Annotated in this window: 11 protein-coding genes and 1 tRNA gene; 8 read left to right on the top strand and 4 right to left on the bottom strand. The window is 41.6% G+C overall.

Annotation, left to right across the window (positions count from 1 at the left end):
• Positions 1–145 precede the first annotated feature (145 nt).
• From ACXZ1K_RS17035 to ACXZ1K_RS17005, 7 genes are all read left to right on the top strand, one after another.
• The gene (locus ACXZ1K_RS17035; protein ID WP_458970884.1) at positions 146–2797 is read left to right on the top strand and encodes a family 78 glycoside hydrolase catalytic domain; all 2652 of its coding nucleotides are present in this window, start codon (positions 146–148) and stop codon (positions 2795–2797) included.
• A gap of 35 nt (positions 2798–2832) precedes the next feature.
• Positions 2833–5523, top strand: coding sequence for an alpha-L-rhamnosidase (locus tag ACXZ1K_RS17030; protein ID WP_458970883.1), 2691 nt, complete (start codon positions 2833–2835; stop codon positions 5521–5523).
• Position 5524: 1 nt separating this feature from the next.
• Complete coding sequence (locus tag ACXZ1K_RS17025; RefSeq protein WP_458970882.1) at positions 5525–6556, top strand: GntR family transcriptional regulator; 1032 nt, start codon at positions 5525–5527, stop codon at positions 6554–6556.
• Positions 6557–6662: 106 nt separating this feature from the next.
• Positions 6663–7754: an L-rhamnose/proton symporter RhaT gene (gene rhaT / locus ACXZ1K_RS17020; protein WP_458970881.1), complete on the top strand. Its 1092-nt coding sequence runs from the start codon at positions 6663–6665 to the stop codon at positions 7752–7754.
• A 16-nt stretch (positions 7755–7770) separates the two neighbouring features.
• Complete coding sequence (locus ACXZ1K_RS17015; RefSeq protein WP_458970880.1) at positions 7771–9891, top strand: bifunctional aldolase/short-chain dehydrogenase; 2121 nt, start codon at positions 7771–7773, stop codon at positions 9889–9891.
• An 11-nt stretch (positions 9892–9902) separates the two neighbouring features.
• Positions 9903–11177, top strand: coding sequence for a sugar isomerase (locus tag ACXZ1K_RS17010; protein WP_458970879.1), 1275 nt, complete (start codon positions 9903–9905; stop codon positions 11175–11177).
• A gap of 2 nt (positions 11178–11179) precedes the next feature.
• The gene (locus ACXZ1K_RS17005; RefSeq protein ID WP_458970878.1) at positions 11180–12538 is read left to right on the top strand and encodes an FGGY-family carbohydrate kinase; all 1359 of its coding nucleotides are present in this window, start codon (positions 11180–11182) and stop codon (positions 12536–12538) included.
• Here ACXZ1K_RS17005 and ACXZ1K_RS17000 read toward each other — a convergent pair.
• The 4 genes from ACXZ1K_RS17000 to ACXZ1K_RS16985 all read right to left on the bottom strand — a co-directional run bounded on the left by ACXZ1K_RS17000 (position 12535) and on the right by ACXZ1K_RS16985 (position 16567).
• Positions 12535–13560 carry a basic secretory protein-like protein gene (locus ACXZ1K_RS17000; RefSeq protein WP_458970877.1) on the bottom strand — a complete coding sequence of 342 codons (1026 nt, stop codon included), beginning with the start codon at positions 13558–13560 and terminating at the stop codon, positions 12535–12537. The genes ACXZ1K_RS17005 and ACXZ1K_RS17000 overlap by 4 nt on opposite strands.
• A gap of 84 nt (positions 13561–13644) precedes the next feature.
• Positions 13645–14073 (bottom strand): hypothetical protein, encoded by a 429-nt coding sequence (locus ACXZ1K_RS16995; protein ID WP_458970876.1) that lies wholly within the window; start codon positions 14071–14073, stop codon positions 13645–13647.
• 115 nt (positions 14074–14188) lie between these two features.
• Positions 14189–16000 carry a glycoside hydrolase family 2 protein gene (locus ACXZ1K_RS16990; protein WP_458970875.1) on the bottom strand — a complete coding sequence of 604 codons (1812 nt, stop codon included), beginning with the start codon at positions 15998–16000 and terminating at the stop codon, positions 14189–14191.
• A gap of 495 nt (positions 16001–16495) precedes the next feature.
• Positions 16496–16567, bottom strand: a tRNA-Arg gene (locus ACXZ1K_RS16985).
• Between the two features lie 336 nt (positions 16568–16903).
• Between ACXZ1K_RS16985 and mgtE the strand changes: the two genes are divergently transcribed.
• Positions 16904–18274 (top strand): magnesium transporter, encoded by a 1371-nt coding sequence (mgtE, locus tag ACXZ1K_RS16980; RefSeq protein ID WP_458970874.1) that lies wholly within the window; start codon positions 16904–16906, stop codon positions 18272–18274.
• The last annotated feature ends 210 nt before the right edge of the window (positions 18275–18484 follow it).

The following is an 18484-nucleotide window of genomic DNA, read 5'->3' as shown; positions in this document are numbered from 1 at the left end:
AGGCGATCAATTTAATTCTGTTTTTCAGGACACCTGCAGCATGCGCGTTAAAAAAGTATGCAGGACAGTGCATGACAGCTTTCTGGAAAATATTGCTGATACTAGTAGCGTTATCTTTTATCATTTATTTTAAGACTAACCATCTATGAACCAGCAATTACGCAGGCTATCCGTAGCACTGCTACTTACATTATTACTTCCTTTTGCAAATAATGCAGATGCACAGAAGTTGAGTGTTTACGATTTAAAAGTAGAACACCAAATTAATCCGATGAGCATTGACAGTCCGAACCCCAGGTTTAGCTGGAAACTGAAGGCTTCAATAAAGAATACAACGCAAACCAGTTACGAGATTAGACTAGGAAAGACAGCAAAGGCAACGGGAAGCGGCTCATGGTCGAGTAATAAATCCACAGACCAATCAGTTTTAATCGCTTATGACGGGGCTGCGCTTTCCAGTAAAACCAAATATTACTGGCAAGTACGCGTAAAGGACAACCACGGAAATACATCGCCTTGGTCTGCAGTGCAGTTCTTTCAAACTGGCTTAAAGCCGGCCGACTGGTCTGCAAAATGGATTGCAGCACCTGGTAAAGACGAATCACCGGTTAGTCCGCTTTTCAGAAAATCATTTTCCTTGGGCAAAGCCGTGCGTTCTGCTACAATATTTGTTACCGCAAAGGGACTTTACGAAGCCAATATCAATGGTAAAAGGGTAGGCGATTATTATTTTGCACCAGGATGGACAAGTTATCGCAAGCACCTTCAATACCAGGTTTATGATGTGACCAGTTCCATCAAAAAAGGAGACAATGCAATAGGTGTTACCATTGGAAATGGTTGGTATAAAGGAAGAATCGGATTTGGTTATCAGCATAATTTCTACGGTGATACCAGAGCCTTATTATTACAATTGGAAGTGGAATATACAGATGGTACAAAGGAGACTATTAACAGTGATGACACTTGGAAAACCAGTACAGGACCCATAATGGCGTCTGATGTATATGATGGAGAAACTTACGACGCAAGACAAGAAAAAATAGGTTGGGTAACCAGTTCTTATCAGGAAGATGCCTCTTGGAAAGCAGTTCGCATTTTAGAGAAAGGGACTGAACAACTAGTTGGTATGAGTGGTCCACTTGTTAAAAAGCATGAAACCTTTAAAGCCCTTAAAATATTTAAAACACCAAAAGGAGAGACAGTAGTAGATTTCGGACAGAATATGGTAGGATGGGTGATGCTAAAAGCCAAAGGTCCTGCAGGTACAGAAATAACTTTAAGTCACACAGAAGTTTTAGACAAAGCAGGTAATTTCTATACAGATAATCTTCGCACTGCCAAAGCCCAAAATCACTATATCCTAAAAGGCGAACAAGAGCAGGTTTTTGAACCACATTTTACTTTTCAGGGCCTTAGGTACGTGAGAATTGAAGGTTATCCTGGAGAGTTGAAGTTAGAAGATTTAACCGGCGTAGCACTTTATTCAGATATGCAGGCTACTGGTCAGTTCTCTACCTCAAATGCATTGCTTAACCAATTGCAGCACAATATCCAATGGGGACAGAAAGGAAACTTCGTAGATGTGCCAACTGATTGTCCACAACGCGATGAGCGTCTGGGCTGGACTGGAGATGCCCAGGCTTTTGCAGCTACTGCAGCTTACAACATGGATGTGTCTGGGTTCTTTACCAAATGGTTAAAGGATGTAAAGGCAGATCAAACTCCAACCGGAGCTATCCCATTCGTTGTGCCAAATGTACTTGACGATGGCCAAAGCGGCTCTGCTGGTTGGGCTGATGTGGCTACTGTTATTCCGTGGGACATGTATGTGGCGTATGGCGATAAGAGAATTTTAGATGTGCAATACGAAAGCATGCAAAAATGGGTTGGCTTTATGACCTCGAGATCAAAAGATAACCTTTGGAACACAGGATTCCATTTTGGGGATTGGTTATTCTATCGCCCTAACGATGACAATGATGGCCGCGCAGCGGTAACCGATAAATATATGATCGCCCAAACATTTTATGCCCACTCTACACAGTTGCTGATCAACGCAGCAAATGTATTGGGTAAAACTGCAGACGTTGACAAATACACAAAATTATTGAAAGATATAAAAGCGGCATATGTAAGAGAATATATGACTCCTAACGGGAAACTCGTGTCCAATACGCAAACGGCATATGTACTTGCACTACAATTTGATATGCTCCCTGAGGAGTTGAGACAACAGGCTTCAGATCGCTTGGTAGCAAATGTTAGAGATTATGGAAACCATTTAACTACCGGCTTTTTGGGTACTCCATATTTATGTCATGTACTGAGCAGATTTGGGCACGAAGACGTAGCTTACGATTTGTTGATGCAGGAGAGTTACCCATCCTGGCTATATCCTGTAAAAATGGGTGCGACCACCATTTGGGAAAGATGGGATGGTATTAAACCTGATGGTAGTTTTCAAACTCCTGATATGAATTCATTCAATCACTATGCTTATGGTGCAATTGGCGATTGGATGTATAAAAATGTAGCGGGTATTAACCCTGTATCTGCAGCACCAGGCTATAAAGAAATTCTGATCAAACCAATACCTGGCGGTAAACTAACCAGCGCTTCCGGAGAGATAAATACTTCGTACGGAACTCTGAAATCAGCCTGGACGTTAACAGATGGAACTTTTAAATTGGATGTAACCATACCGGCCAATACAAAGGCTACTGTGGTTTTACCTAAGAGTGGTAAAACCGAGCAGATTGGTTCCGGTAACTATCATTTTGAATATAAATACTAAATACCTTACCTTGTAACTGCACACCATAAACATACATGAGATCTTTCTTTCAAAAAAACTTCAAAACGTATACGGCATTTTCATTCCTGCTGGCTATTTTTTTTAATTCTGCCGAAGCTTTTGCTGCAGTTACCCAACCTGTTAATCTGCAGGTTGAGCATTTGGTTGCACCAATTGGAGTTGATGTCACTAACCCACGTTTGTCCTGGATGATGCAAGATACCCGTCAGGGAGCAAAGCAATTAGCCTACAGGATTTACGTAAGTAAGGATTCCATGGAAGTTGTTGGTAAAAAAGGAAATTCATGGGACTCTGGGAAGATATTATCTTCTGCCAGTCTGGTAAATTACAAAGGCAAGACTTTAGAGCCTTACACTAAATATTATTGGCTTGTAGAGATCTGGGGAAAAGATGGACTAACGGTTTCCAGCAATGCGGTTTCCACTTTTGAAACAGGATTGATGACCATGGCCAATTGGAAGGGCGCCTGGATTAGTGACGGTAATGACATGAACGAAAAAGCTGCGCCGTACTTTAGAAAAGTATTTAGCGCAGAAAAGAAGATAAAATCTGCAAGGGCATATATCGCCTGCGGCGGATTATACGAGTTGTACCTCAATGGCAGAAAAGTAGGTAACCATAGGATGGATCCGATGTTTACACGTTACGACAGGCGTACACTTTATGTATCTTACGATGTGACCTCGCAACTGCAAAATGGTAAAAATGCTGTAGGTGTGCTTTTAGGTAACGGCTGGTATAATCACCAATCTACTGCCGTATGGGATTTCCATAAAGCCCCATGGAGAAACAGGCCTACCTTTTGTTTAGATCTTAGAATTACTTACAGTGATGGAAGCGTGCAAACGGTATCTACCGACCGGGACTGGAAAACTTCCTTAAGCCCAATCGTATTTAACAGCATTTACACTGCTGAGCATTACGATGCGCGTTTAGAGCAGTTCGGTTGGAACATCGTAAACTTTGACGATACTAAATGGAAAAATGCAGGCCTAAGAACGGCACCTTCAGGTAATGTGGTGTCGCAGGTCATGCACCCAATCAGAAACGTCGAGAAAATTCCGGCCGTCAGCGTAAATAAAATTAATGATACTGCATATGTATTTGATTTGGGTAGAAACATTGCAGGCGTAAGTCAGATTAGTTTAAATGGCGAAGCAGGTACGGAAGTAAGGCTTAAACATGTGGAGAGGCTGTATAAAAATGGTCGCGCAGATATGTCTAACATCGATCAGCATTACCGCCCTACCGATGACAAGGATCCCTTTCAGGTAGATATTTTTACCCTGAGCGGCAGGGGAGAAGAATCTTTCATGCCACACTTTAACTATAAAGGCTTTCAATATGTTGAAGTGACCAGCAGCAAGCCTATCAACTTGACAAAAGGTAGCTTAACCGGTTATTTTATGCACAGTGACGTGCCTGTAGTGGGCGAGATCAAATCATCTAACCCAACTTTAGAAAAGATTTGGTTTGCAGCCAATAACTCCTATCTGTCAAACCTTTTTGGCTATCCAACCGATTGCCCTACAAGGGAAAAGAATGGCTGGACCGGAGATGCGCAAATTGCGGTAGAAACCGGACTTTATAGCTTTGATGGCATCACCGTTTACGAGAAGTGGCTGTCAGATCACAGAGATGAACAACAACCTAATGGCGTGCTTCCTTCAATTATCCCTACTGATGGCTGGGGTTATGATTGGGGTAACGGACCAGACTGGACCAGCACAATTGCGGTTATTCCATGGAACATTTATCTGTATTATGGAGATGATAAGATTCTCTCCGCAAATTTCCCTAATATGAAGCGTTACGTGGATCACATTACAGATATTAGTCCGAGTGGCTTAACCACCTGGGGTTTGGGAGATTGGGTACCGGTGAGCGACAAACCCCCTGTGGAATTCACCTCCTCAGTTTACTATTATGCGGATGCGGTTATTCTATCTAAAACAGCCAAGTTACTTGGTAAGATGGATGATTATCAGAAGTATGCTACCCTTGCCCTAAAAATAAAGAATGCCTTTAACGCTAAATTTTTAAACACAGCAACAGGAATCTATGGTGGCGGTATGCAAACAGAATTATGTATGCCGCTATATTGGAATGTAGTACCAGATAACATGCGCGCCAAAGTAGCCGCTAATCTTGCTAAAAAAGTAGAAGCCAGCAATAACCATCTGGATGTTGGTCTACTAGGTACAAAAGCTATTCTGAATGCACTAAGCGAGAATGGATATTCAGATTTAGCTTATAAAGTAGCCGCACAGGAAACCTACCCATCATGGGGCTGGTGGATTGTAAATGGCGCTACTACTTTATATGAAAACTGGAGAATTGATGCTAAGAGTGATATCTCTTTAAACCACATTATGTTTGGAGAGGTCGGTGCATGGTTATATAAAGGTTTAGGCGGTATCAAAGCAGATGAAATGGCACCCGGTTTTAAGAATGTGGTATTGAAACCTAACTTTGCTACCGGATTGGATCAGTTTGAAGCAAAACACACAGGTCCATATGGAGAAATTATCTCCTCATGGAAGCGCGATGGCGACGCTGTCGTTTACAAGGTAACTGTTCCTGCTAACTCAACCGCAACCATATACTTCCCGCTTACCGCAGGTAAAAAAGCCTATAGCGCAGGCAAACCAGTAACAGATGTGTTAAATGTTGCGGCAGGTCAGTATCAATTTCAGATTAAATAATATGAAGCCTGCATCCTTCTTTGATTTCATTAGCATTGACGAATACTCTGCAACTCCCAAATATCTGCAACTGGGAAGTGCAATTATTGATGCAATTGAACAGGGAAAGCTGGATCAGGAAAACTTATTGCCATCCATAAATGAGTTGAGCATCAAGTTGGAAATATCCAGGGATACTGCAGAAAAGGGCTATAAATACCTTAAAAATATTGGGGTCATCAAATCTGTACCCGGTAAAGGGTATTACATTTCCAATGTAGAGTTTAAGCAGAAACTTAAGGTGTTTCTGCTGTTTAACAAACTAAGTGCGCACAAGAAGATTGTTTACGATGCCTTCGTTGCCGCGCTAGGCGATGAAGTTTCAGTAGACTTCTATATTTACAACAACGATTTTAGACTGTTTAAACGCTTTCTTACCAATAAAAAGGAAAATTATTCCCACTACGTGGTAATCCCACATTTTATAGAAGGAGAAGAGTACGCCCGCGACATCATCAATCAAATTCCAAAAGAAAAGTTGATACTGCTGGATAAAAAAATAGCAGGAGTTGAGGGAGAATATGCAGCAGCCTACGAGAATTTTGAAAAGAATATCTATGAAGCGCTGGAGCAGGCAAGAGAAGAGCTCAGCAAATACCATACACTGAAAATCATCTTTCCCAAAAAAAGCTATTTTCCAAAAGAGATTTTGGACGGCTTTCATCGCTTTTGTCAGCAATACGCCTTTTCACATCACGTGGTCAGCAATATCAGTACTGAGCCAATTAATGAAGGAGAGGTTTTTATCAACTTGATGGAAGCTGATTTAGTGATCTTATTGGAGCGATTGATTAGCCTTAATTTTAAGATTGGTAAAGACATTGGGGTGATCTCCTACAATGAAACGCCTTTGAAGAAAATTTTATTAAATGGCATCACTACCATATCCACTGATTTTAAGTTTATGGGAACCGTGGCGGCCAATCTGATATTGGACAATAGTAAACGCCATGTGGAAGTTCCGTTCTATTACACCAAAAGAGCTTCTCTATAACAATACACTAAACTAAAGGCCTTTTCATGATAGTACAGGACGGTTTAGCAGAACAATAAGTATAAATTAGTAACATATATTTCTAACCAAATTATAAAGCAAACGTATGCAGGTCATCTTCGGAGTAATTTTTCATTTTATTGGGGGTTTCGCCTCTGGTAGTTTTTACGTTCCCTACAAAAAAGTTAAAGGCTGGGCCTGGGAAAGCTATTGGATTGTTGGTGGCCTTTTCTCATGGCTGGTCGTTCCTCCAATTGCTGCATACTTAACCATACCAAATTTTAGTGATATCATAGCCAGTACCAGTGGTAGTATTTTATTACTTACCTATTTTTTCGGTGTGCTATGGGGTATTGGCGGTCTTACTTATGGTCTCGGTGTACGCTATCTGGGTGTTTCCCTGGGTAGTAGTATTATCCTAGGGCTATGCATGGTTATTGGTTCAATCTTACCGTCCATCTATTTCGAATTCTTTCCACAGGCAGGCAAAGATCCTTTTAGCGTGTTCTTAACTACCGACTGGGGCCGAATGGTTATGCTAGGGCTTATAGTTTGCGTTCTGGGTATTATCATCTGCGGTAAAGCTGGTACGATGAAAGAGAAGGAAATTAAAGCAGACATTACGGATCCTCACGGGATGGAAGTAAAAACTGAATATAAATTTGCATTAGGACTAACTGTCGGCATTATCTCAGGAATATTAAGTGCATGCTTTAACTTCGGTATTGAGGCGGGTAAGCCAATGGCTGATGCTGCAAATGCGATATGGAAAGCTGCAAATCCATCAGAAGCCGGCAATTTCCTGTTCCAAAATAACGTTACCTACATCGTTGTACTATGGGGTGGCCTGACCACTAATTTTATCTGGTGTATGATCTTAAACGCAAGAAACAAGACGTTTGGAGATTACACTAAAAAAAGCACACCACTTTTAAAGAACTATATCTTTTCAGCATTAGCCGGAACAACATGGTTTTTGCAATTCTTTTTCTACGGAATGGGAGAAAGCAAAATGGGTAATGGAGCCAGTTCATGGATATTGCACATGGCCTTTATCATCTTAGTTGCCAACGCATGGGGTTTGGCATTAAAAGAGTGGAGCGGTGTAAAAAAGAAGACATTAATTACTGTAATAGTCGGCATTTGTACCATCATCCTATCGGTACTGATCGTTGGCTACGGTAACTCAATAAAATAATATATATAATCTATTTATGACTGTTAGAACGACTGATTTTAAACACGTAAGCTATTTATGGGACGATGCAAAAGCTGCTGAATTGGCGGGTGACGAAGTTGCATTATTAATTTACCGCTCCAATTTACTGGGGGCAGATTTGCGCTTAACCAATTATGGTGGCGGAAACACTTCCTGTAAAGCCACAACAAAGCATCCCCTTACAGGAGAAGATACCCGGGTTATGTGGGTTAAAGGATCTGGTGGTGATATTGGTACGTTGACGAAAAGCGGACTGGCAGCTTTATACGTAGATCGTTTAGAGAGCTTAAAAAATATCTATCGTGGTCTTGCTTATGAAGACGAAATGGTAGAGCTGTTTAATCATTGTATCTATGATCTTGCCTCAAAAGCACCATCTATTGACACGGCGTTACACGGTTTTTTACCATTCAATCATATCGATCATTTGCATCCAGATGCTGCAATCGCAATTGCGGCTGCAAAAGATGGTAAGGAAATTACTGCCCAATTATTTAATGGCGAGATAGGATGGGTGGAATGGCAAAAGCCAGGATTTGATCTCGGACTGCAATTAAGAGCCTGTCTTGATGAAAACCCCGGTATTAAAGGGATTATGCTAGGTTCTCATGGATTATTTACCTGGGGAAATACTGCGTACGAAAGTTATATCAATACTTTAGAAGTTGTTGAGCGCTGCGCGCAATACCTGGAAGAGAATTATGGCAAAAAAGGCCCGGTGTTTGGCGGACAAAAGATCGCCAGTTTGGAAGGAGCTGACAGGAAAAAGCAAGCTGCAATACTGGCCCCTGTTTTAAGAGGCTTATGCTCCAGCAAAAACCATATGATTGGTCATTTTACAGATGATACCCGTGTACTCGAATTCATTAACTCAAACGATCTTGATACGCTGGCGCCACTTGGAACAAGCTGTCCTGACCACTTTTTGAGAACTAAAATCAGTCCGCTTGTTTTAAAACTTGAACCTTCTGAAGACCTTAGTGATGTAAAAGCACTCAAGGAAAAACTACTCCCGGAATTTGAGGCTTATAGAGCGATGTATACCGAGTATTATGAAACTTGTAAACATGCAAACAGTCCGGCTATTCGTGATACCAATCCGGTAATAATCCTATACCCTGGAGTAGGTATGTTTTCGTTCTCAAAGGATAAACAAACCGCAAGGGTAGCTGCTGAATTTTATATCAATGCCATTAATGTGATGAAAGGTGCAGAAGCCATTTCATCTTACACTTCTTTACCGAGACAAGAAGCGTTTAATATAGAATACTGGTTGTTGGAAGAGGCTAAGCTACAGCGCATGCCTAAGCCTAAAGCCTTATCTGGTAAAATAGCTTTGGTAACTGGAAGTGCAGGCGGTATTGGTAAAGCAATTGCCAAGAAATTTATTGATGAAGGAGCGGTTGTTGTGGTGAACGACAATGATGCGGGTCGCCTTGCCGAAGCAGATGCCTGGTTCGGAGGTGCTTACAGCAAAGACAGTTATACCACGGCTTTGCTTGATGTGACCAGCGCAGATCAAATTAAAGAAGCCTACAGTACTGCTGCATTAGCTTTCGGCGGAGTCGACATTGTGGTGAACTGCGCAGGGCTATCCATCTCTAAACCTATAGAAGAACACACGGAAAAAGATTGGGATATCTTGTACGATGTTTTGGTAAAAGGGCAATTCTTTGTTACCCAACAGGGTGTAGAAGTCATGCGCAAACAAGACATTGGTGGCGATGTCATCAACATAGTAAGTAAAAACGCATTAGTATCCGGACCAAATAACGCAGGTTACGGATCGGCCAAGGCAGCACAGCTACATTTGAGCAGATTGAATGCAGCTGAGCTCGGTGCCGATAAAATCAAAGTAAACGTAGTAAACCCGGATGCTGTAATATCAGACAGCAAAATTTGGGCAGGTGCATGGGCAGAAGGCAGGGCAAAAGCATACGGTATTACCGTAGCAGAGCTTCCTGGCTTTTATGCCAAACGCACTTTATTGAATGAAGTAATCTTGCCAGAAGATATCGCAAATGCTTGCTTTGCAGTTACTGGTGGACTACTCAACAAGTCAACAGGAAATGTTTTAAATGTAGACGGTGGTGTTGCCACTGCCTTTGTACGTTAATTTATTGCATCATGAAATTAGAAAACTATCACATAGAATCGCATAACGAAGCTTTATTGGCGGGACATCAGCGTAAGCTGGAATTTATTACTGGCGAGATTGAAGGATCTGCAGCTATTATAGACAAATTGGTTGCCTTTCAAATTGCCATTCCAAGTTGGGCGCTTGGGACAGGCGGCACTCGCTTCGGACGTTTTTCGTCTGGAGGTGAGCCTAGAAATATTGAAGAGAAAATCGAAGATATAGGTTTGTTGCACAAGCTAAATGCGGCCAGTGGCGCTATTTCCTTGCACATTCCTTGGGATACTGCAACAAACCCATCGGCAATCAAAGCCCTTGCCGCACAACATGGATTGCGCTTTGATGCGATGAATTCCAATACATTCCAGGATCAGCCAGATCAGGAAAAAAGCTATAAGTTCGGTTCCCTGCAGCATGTAGATAAATCAGTTAGACAGCAGGCTATTGATCATAATATTGAAGTAATCCGTCAAGGTATAGAGCTTGGTTCTAAAGCCTTAACCGTATGGCTTGCCGATGGCTCATGCTTTCCTGGTCAGCTTAACTTTAGAAGAGCGTTCCAAAATACTTTGGACAGCTTAAAAGTGATTTATGCTGCATTGCCGGATGATTGGAAAGTTTTTGTTGAATACAAAGCATTTGAGCCTAATTTCTATTCCACTACCGTGGGAGATTGGGGCCAGTCGCTATTGTATGCAAACAAGCTTGGACCCAAAGCATATACCTTAGTAGATCTAGGTCACCATTTGCCAAACGCAAATATTGAGCAAATCGTCTCCCTGCTTTTAATGGAGCAAAAGTTAGGTGGTTTCCATTTCAACGACTCCAAATATGGAGATGATGATCTAACAGCAGGTAGCATGAAACCATACCAGTTGTTCCTGATCTTTAACGAACTGGTTGAAGGAATGGATGCAAGAGGAATGAACCACAGAGAAGATCTGGGTTGGATGATTGATGCCTCTCACAATGTGAAAGACCCGCTGGAAGATTTATTGCAATCTGTAGAAGCCATTATGATTGCCTATGCACAAGCTTTGTCGGTTGACCGAAAAGGCTTGCAGGAAGCACAAGCGATAAATGATGTAGTCCGTTGCCAGGAAATCTTGCAACAGGCATTTAGAACAGATGTTCGTCCGCTGGTAGCAGAAGCGCGTTTACGTGCTGGCGCGGCATTGAACCCACTTGAAGTGTACAGAACGCAAAAAGTTAGGGAAGAACTGATCAAAAACCGCGGTGCAAAAACCGTTGCAACAGGATTGTAAGAATGAGTGTAAAAGTTAAGGCAACGCCGGTAGTGGCAGTTTTTGATGTGGGTAAAACCAATAAGAAGCTGTTCCTGTTTGACGAGAACTATCAAATTGTTTTCGAAAGAACAGCCCGATTTACGGAAACGGTAGACGAGGATGGCGACCCATGCGAAAACCTGGAGAGTTTAAGGCTCTCCGTGTTTGATTCACTTCGTGAGGTCTTTAAGCTTCCGCAGTTTGAGGTGAAATCCATCAACTTTGCTACCTACGGTGCCAGTTTTGTGTACATCGACGAACAAGGCAAACCATTGGCACCTTTGTACAATTACCTGAAGGAGTACCCTGAAGCATTAAAGGCAAAGTTTTATAATGATTATGGGGGAGAAGAAGCGTTCAGTAACAGTACCGCTTCTCCAGTATTGGGCAGCCTAAATTCAGGTATGCAGTTATATCGCCTTAAATACGAAAAGCCTGAGCTATTTGCTCAGATTAAATACGCATTGCATTTGCCTCAATATTTAAGTTACCTGATCTCAGGTGAAGCCTATTCAGACTTAACCAGTATCGGCTGCCATACCAACCTTTGGGATTTTTCTAAAAACGAATACCATGAATGGGTTAAAAAAGAAGGCATATTAGAAAAGCTAGCGCCCATAGTACCGGCTGATAGTGTGATGCCTGCTGCTTTCCCTGGTAACAACTATGCTGTTGGTCCGGGGTTTCATGACAGCTCAGCAGCACTGATTCCGTATCTTGTTAGTTTCACAGAACCATTTATCTTGCTAAGCACAGGAACCTGGTGCATCAGTTTAAACCCTTTTAATTCCTCGCCATTAACAGCAGAAGAGTTGAAGCAGGATTGTCTATGTTACCTTCAATACCAGGGCAAGCCCGTAAAAGCATCAAGGCTTTTTGCCGGTTACGAACATGAACAACAAGTAAAACGTATTGCTGCACATTATGGTACGGACGTAATTGCGTATAGAAATGTCAGTTATAACCCGAAATTAATAGATCCAACTATACCGGAGGATTCATTCGTCAACCGGGACCTTTCGCAGTTCAAGTCAGATATTGCTGCATATCATCAACTTATTGTAGATCTGGTAAGGGCACAATACGACTCTACACAGCTGGTGTTAAGTGGAACCAAAGTAAAAAGGATTTTTGTTGATGGTGGTTTCAGCAAGAACTTGATCTTTATGAATTTGCTGGCAAAAGCATTTCCAGAAATAGAAGTATTTGCCGCTCATATGGCACAAGCTACCGCAATTGGTGCTGCACTTGCTATCCACAAATCATGGAATACCAAGCCGCTTCCAAATGATATTATTGGCCTAAAATACTACTCGGTCCTTCAGCCACAGGTACTTTAAATTGCCTTGCCGCTATATTTAAGTTTAACAGCAGGAGCTTTGGAATAGTCACTCCAGAGCTCATCTATCGTCTTGCCGGTAAGATTAGCCCATGATTTCTCCGTGTAGGTGTGGTCGCGAAGCTCCTTGTCAAGCTTCATGATCAAACCCTTTTTTACATGCTGCTCCAGCCACTCAAAAAATCGGGCAGTAATACGATAGCTGTTTTGATAGCTTTGCTTATCGTTAAATTCAGGTAGCGCCCATTTAGAGCCAATGTTGTCCACGCCATACTTGTAGCGAATATAATCAGCAATTCCCTCTGTAAGCCACACCGGTCCGGCGCTATAGCCATAACCCTGTACAAGGTGCATTCCTTCATGCGTAACAATATCTATGTCAGTTGGATGTGCTTTCATGTATGTCGCGCTGAAAAGGATTCTATTTCCACTAGCTTCAGCTACGCCTTTATAAGCAGTATCCACCACAAACAATACTTCCTTCGTAGTCTTCTTATTAAACTTTTTAACCAATTTTGGGTAGACCTTGAAATAGGTGTTTATCAAATTTTGTTTGGTAGTGAGATCAAATTCAGGTGCTTTACTAATAAACACCAATTGATAGCCATTCTTTTTAATCGTATCAGCAGATACCCAGTTGCGGGAAAACTGATACATCAACGCTTTTTCAAAGCTGCTCCGGTGATCTTTTAACCATTTGCTGTTTACCACAATTTCACCAGCTTTAGCGCTTAACGTTCCCTCAAATTTATCTGAAATCTCCATGCTCACCTCTCGCTTTGTGCGGTAGCCATCAGCCTGAGCGAAAGCTGGATATACTTTATCAAACACTGTTTTAAACTCTGCCTTGGCAACAGTATCCAATAAAAAATCAGAGTGATTAACAAAGGTTAAAGTATACGGCCTTGGCCCGCGTCTTTGTTGCCTTTGAGCATCAACGGCAGATTTAGCTGGTGTCTCTTGCGCAAATAAGGAAAAAGAAGTAACCAGAAGAGCCGCTGAAAGAATTGCTTTTTGAAACATGCTAAAAAATATTTCCGTAAAGATATCTCTTCCAACAATTTGTTGCTGTAAAAATGAGGATACAGTCGATGTCTCTTGTTATACTTAACGGTACACCACTTTCGCGTAAATTTTACCATCTCCAACACTTAAGGATGGTTCGGCATTGCCACTTGCTCTGTTATAGGTAAGCTTAAAATCTGCAATGGCACCTTGTCCAATAGTGCCCGAAATAGAATTATATCTGCCCTTAATGTGGATTGTAGGAGATACAGCATTTGGATCATCTATGGTAAAGCTCATCGTAGCTCTTCCCTGAGCCGTCATCAGTCTATTTGTGCTAAATGTGCTGTAAAATACGACTTCGTTAGCAGAAATAAATTCCAGCCGCTCATTCAATACCACTACATCACCATTCGGAAATGAGGAGCTCTCCCAGGTAGTGCCGCTTAGCGAAATTTGGGCATTTTGATTTTCTTTTTTACAGCCAAAGGCCGATACTATTAATAATAGGGATATTAATATCTTTTTCATTTGATTAGCGAGTCATGCAGGTTTTAGAGGGGGCCTGACACTGACTAAATTTAGGTAAACATAGTTGTGTTTAAAAAGAAGCAGTTAAACTGAACAAACTGAATAGCGGGCTGCGTTACCTAATTTTTTTACTTTCGTTGATCACTGCCTGATTCACTTCTTTGACTCTTTGCGGATCCATCTTTTCAAAGGCACGATCGTAGGTGAGCAAACCATTAATCTCATGTTCTACATCTGTGGTTTGGGTATAAACTGCAACACTTAATCCCTGGTATTTCATCAGCTGCTCAACCTGGTCCATCAGTAGTACATACTTATCCGTTAGTGCAGATTTGGTAGGTTCATATCCGTAAGCGTTGTTCTCAACAGGCCACATGTGTCCCCTTACGAAAAGTCCAACTCCACCATATTCTCCTAATGAAGCGGCTCGTTTATCGTCAGGTTTAGAGGCATCATTTGGTCCTATATAGATATGGGTATCAACAAAATCACCATTGCCCGGATCTCCTGAAGCTTTCTGATAACCAGGATTATTATTGAACCCGGAATTGCCATTTACTAGTCTTGAAGGATCATATTTTTTTACCCAGTCGGTCATTTCTTTCACATCAAATGCACCCCAATTCTCGTTAAATGGTACCCAGGTAATGATTGATGGGGAATTATAGTGATCGTCCATTATTGCTTTCAGTTCTTTTCTGAACGTACTCCGTACACGAGCGGTATCTTCATTTTGATACCACATGGCAGGCATATCTTGCCATACCAGTATCCCGAGCTTATCAGCCCAATAGTAAAAGCGTTTTGGCTCGGTCTTCATGTGTTTTCTGATCAAATTAAAACCTGCTTTTTTGGTAAACTCTACATCAGATTTAAGCGCCTCATCTGTTGGTGCTGTCAATATTCCGTCTGGCCAGTATCCTTGGTCAAGCAAGCCTATCTGCATCACAAACTGATTATTCAGTAATGGTCTTACCACACCATTAACTTTTCCCAATTTTACGTCCCGCATTCCAAAATAACTAGTGACTTCGTCGGTAACATTTCCGTTCTTGTCTTTCAAGCTGAGTTTTAGATCGTAAAGAAATGGATCCTCTGGCGACCATAATTTAGCGTTCTCTATTGGAATATAGAACTCTGTACCCACTGTACCACTGACTTGTGCGACAACCTTCTTTCCTTCTAATGCACTAGCTGAGACCTGCAAGCCGTTGGCTTCTACTTTTACCTTCAATCGGTTATTGGACAGATCTGGCGTAAGTCGGATGTTCTTGATATAGCTTTGTCCAACTGGTTCCAGCCATACACTTTGCCATATCCCTGAAGTATAAGTGTAATCGCCACGAGGTCCGTTTTTGCCAGAAGGTGTTCTGCCGTCATTAGGGTCGTGTGCAGCAACGATTAACTCGTTGTTGGCCGACTTTAAAAATGCTGTGATATCTAAACTAAAGGAATCATAACCACCCGCGTGAGTTCCTGCTTTTTTACCATTGATAAAAATGGTTGCATCATGATCTACAGCATCAAAATGAATGATTACTTTTTTGTTTTTCCAGGAAGTCGGGATTTGAAAATCTCTTTTATACCACATATTGATTTCCTGTTTGCGTTCGATTCCAGAAAGTACTGATTCAGGGCAATAGGGAACCAATATTTGTTCTTTTTGGCCAGCAAAACCAATTGGTTTTTCAGGGTGGAGCGCTGAAGCAACCTGTTTACCCCCAATATAATCCCATTTGCCGTTTAAATTTAACCAGTCCTTACGCTGTAACTGCGGACGGGGATATTCTGGAAATGGTGCTTCTGCCACCGCTGCTGCTTTTGTCCACATGGTTGGGAGCTTAGCGGTTTGAGCAATGGTATTTTTAGTGAGAAGAACTGTAAGTATAATTATACCTGTGAAAAAAAATTGTTTGAGGGTGTTCATTAGATTTGTGATGGTTATTGTGTCCTAAAAGTAAATAATTAAAATGGAACTGCATTAATCTCCATGTGATTAATCACATTATGCCACTGCCTCCCGGTTAGGGCATTAACCTATTTGAATTGGGGTATAATTCTGGGTAAGCCAGTATAGGTGCCGTACAAAAACGCAGTAACTGCCGTGTTTGCTTCAGGTTATGTTCAGGTCTTCTTCAGGTTATGTTCAGGTTATGTTCAGGTTTTAGTGAATCTAACCTGTAGAGAACCTGTAGTTAATGTGTCGAAGACCTGAAGATGATACAGGCTTTATACGTAAGATTAACAGTTGTTGTCCAGGGGTTCCCTTAACCCTTACCGAAGGCAAATGAGGCCCAAACCAGCTTGAAATGTTGTGCTAAGTGATAGTTTCTCATTACTTCCAAATTTATCTATCACTTAAACAGTAAGTTGCATGAAAAAAAGAGAGTCAGAACTAAAATTAGATCTGACTCTCACTGAGTGTCCTCGAAGGGATTCGAACCCCCATCATCAGAACCGGAATCTGACATTCTATCCATTGAACTACGAAGACCGGTAATTGAGAGTGCAAAAATAGGAAACTATTCTGTATAACGAAATGAACTTAACTTATCATTTTGTCAATTCAACATTTAGCGGGCTGTATTGCCTGGTTCCATTGGTAGTAATTTTTAAGGCTTTGCTGTGCGAAGTAACTGGGAAATGAGATTTGGTATCAATCTCCAAGGTTATTGCCTTTTGTGATTGTAATCATGTGCAGAAAGAGATGCACTAAAGAATCAACAGCTAGGCCCTTTAATTTCATAACATGAAATATAGGTGTTTTTAAAAATAAAAAGGCATTTTTGCAGTTGGTGGCCTAAAAGTAGATAGGTTCAGTTTATTGCTTATGGAAGAAATCGTTGTAGAAGAAATCGAAACCCTGTTAGCCCTGGAAGATGACTTTAAACTAAAAAGTTATTTAGATGATCTGAATATTTCAGATGTGGAGCACCTGATCGACGAACTTCCACAACATGCCGTAAAGTTTATTGATACTTTGTCGGCCAAAAGAGCGGTAAACGTATTCCGTATTCTTGATTTTCCTACTCAGGAGAAACTCATCAAGAAGCTTCCAGGAAAAAAGCTGGCAGAACTCATTAATCTATTACCCCCTGATGATCGGACATCGCTATTTAGTGAGTTGAAAGGCGATGCTGTTGCTAAGCTGATTATCCTCCTTCCTGCCAAAGACCGGGTAGAGGCACTATCTCTGCTGGGTTATGAGGAGGACAGTGTAGGTCGCTTGATGACGCCTGACTATGTTGCTGTAAAGAAGGACTGGTCTGTAAGTCGCGTGTTGACCCACATCAGACGTTATGGAAAGAATTCTGAGACCATTGACGTGATCTATGTGATTGACAAAGACGGAATATTGCTTGACGATATGCGAATCAGGGAGGTTTTATTGGCAGATCCGGAAGCTAAAATCGGAGAGCTGACAGACCACCGCCTAATTTCACTTAAAGTTACAGATCACCAGGAAGAGGCCATTAATGTGTTCAGAATGAACAATCGCGTGGCCTTGCCGGTTGTGGATGATAACAATGTATTGCTGGGTATTGTGACCGTGGATGATATTTTGTGGATTGCCAATGAAGAATATACCGAAGATATTCATAAAATAGGGGGTACCCAGGCCCTGGACGAGCCATATTTGGATGTTCCCGTATTTGAGCTCTACAAAAAACGTGTGGTTTGGCTAATTGTACTATTCTTTGGAGAACTGCTTACCATTTTTGCCATGTCTAATTTTGAAGATCAAATCAAAAAGGTGGTAATGCTGGCTACTTTTGTGCCTTTGATCATTTCAAGCGGCGGTAATAGCGGATCTCAGGCTGCAACCTTGATTATTCAGGCGATGGCTTTAGGAGAAATTACGATCAAAGACTGGTGGCGTGTAATGAGGAGGGAAATTTTTTCAGGAATATTTCTTGGCAGCACACTTTGCGCCTTGAGCTTTTCAGTAATATTAACCTGGCAGTTAATGACAGGCAACTTGCAGGAGCCGGTACGTATCGGTTTAGTTGTTGGGTGCTCCTTGATTGGTGTGGTACTTTGGGGTACACTAATGGGATCTATGTTGCCATTGCTGTTAAAAAAATTAGGCGCGGATCCGGCGGTTTCTTCAACACCCTTTGTAGCAACACTTGTAGATGTTACCGGGCTGATCATTTATTTCACCATGGCGGTGTTGTTTTTAAAAGGTGTATTGCTTTAATTTATGCTCGTTGATTAGTGCAACATTTGATATTCTCTTCGAAGGCTGCATCTTTTAGGCTCCCTGAAGGGGGAGCAAAAAGCGCTTAGGCCTTCTCTGAAAATATCAAATGTTGCCGGGTAAGGCGCAGAAATTAAAAAGATTACACTTTTATTGTGATGGAAGGGAAAGACTTAGGATTTAGCACTTTTGCTTTTTGAACTCAATGCG

It is taken from the genome of Pedobacter jaeyakensis, assembly GCF_054461315.1.
Note: the sequence above shows the minus strand (reverse complement) of the source record. Positions and strands in the feature narration are given on the sequence as shown.

What these genes read in the sequence shown, in the direction of transcription:
- ACXZ1K_RS17035 (WP_458970884.1), top strand. Translation starts at nt 146, where the DNA reads ATGAACCAGCAATTACGCAGGCTATCCGTAGCACTGCTACTTACATTA.
- ACXZ1K_RS17030 (WP_458970883.1), top strand. Translation starts at nt 2,833, where the DNA reads ATGAGATCTTTCTTTCAAAAAAACTTCAAAACGTATACGGCATTTTCA.
- ACXZ1K_RS17025 (WP_458970882.1), top strand. Translation starts at nt 5,525, where the DNA reads ATGAAGCCTGCATCCTTCTTTGATTTCATTAGCATTGACGAATACTCT.
- rhaT (WP_458970881.1), top strand. Translation starts at nt 6,663, where the DNA reads ATGCAGGTCATCTTCGGAGTAATTTTTCATTTTATTGGGGGTTTCGCC.
- ACXZ1K_RS17015 (WP_458970880.1), top strand. Translation starts at nt 7,771, where the DNA reads ATGACTGTTAGAACGACTGATTTTAAACACGTAAGCTATTTATGGGAC.
- ACXZ1K_RS17010 (WP_458970879.1), top strand. Translation starts at nt 9,903, where the DNA reads ATGAAATTAGAAAACTATCACATAGAATCGCATAACGAAGCTTTATTG.
- ACXZ1K_RS17005 (WP_458970878.1), top strand. Translation starts at nt 11,180, where the DNA reads ATGAGTGTAAAAGTTAAGGCAACGCCGGTAGTGGCAGTTTTTGATGTG.
- ACXZ1K_RS17000 (WP_458970877.1), bottom strand. Translation starts at nt 13,560, where the DNA reads ATGTTTCAAAAAGCAATTCTTTCAGCGGCTCTTCTGGTTACTTCTTTT.
- ACXZ1K_RS16995 (WP_458970876.1), bottom strand. Translation starts at nt 14,073, where the DNA reads ATGAAAAAGATATTAATATCCCTATTATTAATAGTATCGGCCTTTGGC.
- ACXZ1K_RS16990 (WP_458970875.1), bottom strand. Translation starts at nt 16,000, where the DNA reads ATGAACACCCTCAAACAATTTTTTTTCACAGGTATAATTATACTTACA.
- mgtE (WP_458970874.1), top strand. Translation starts at nt 16,904, where the DNA reads ATGGAAGAAATCGTTGTAGAAGAAATCGAAACCCTGTTAGCCCTGGAA.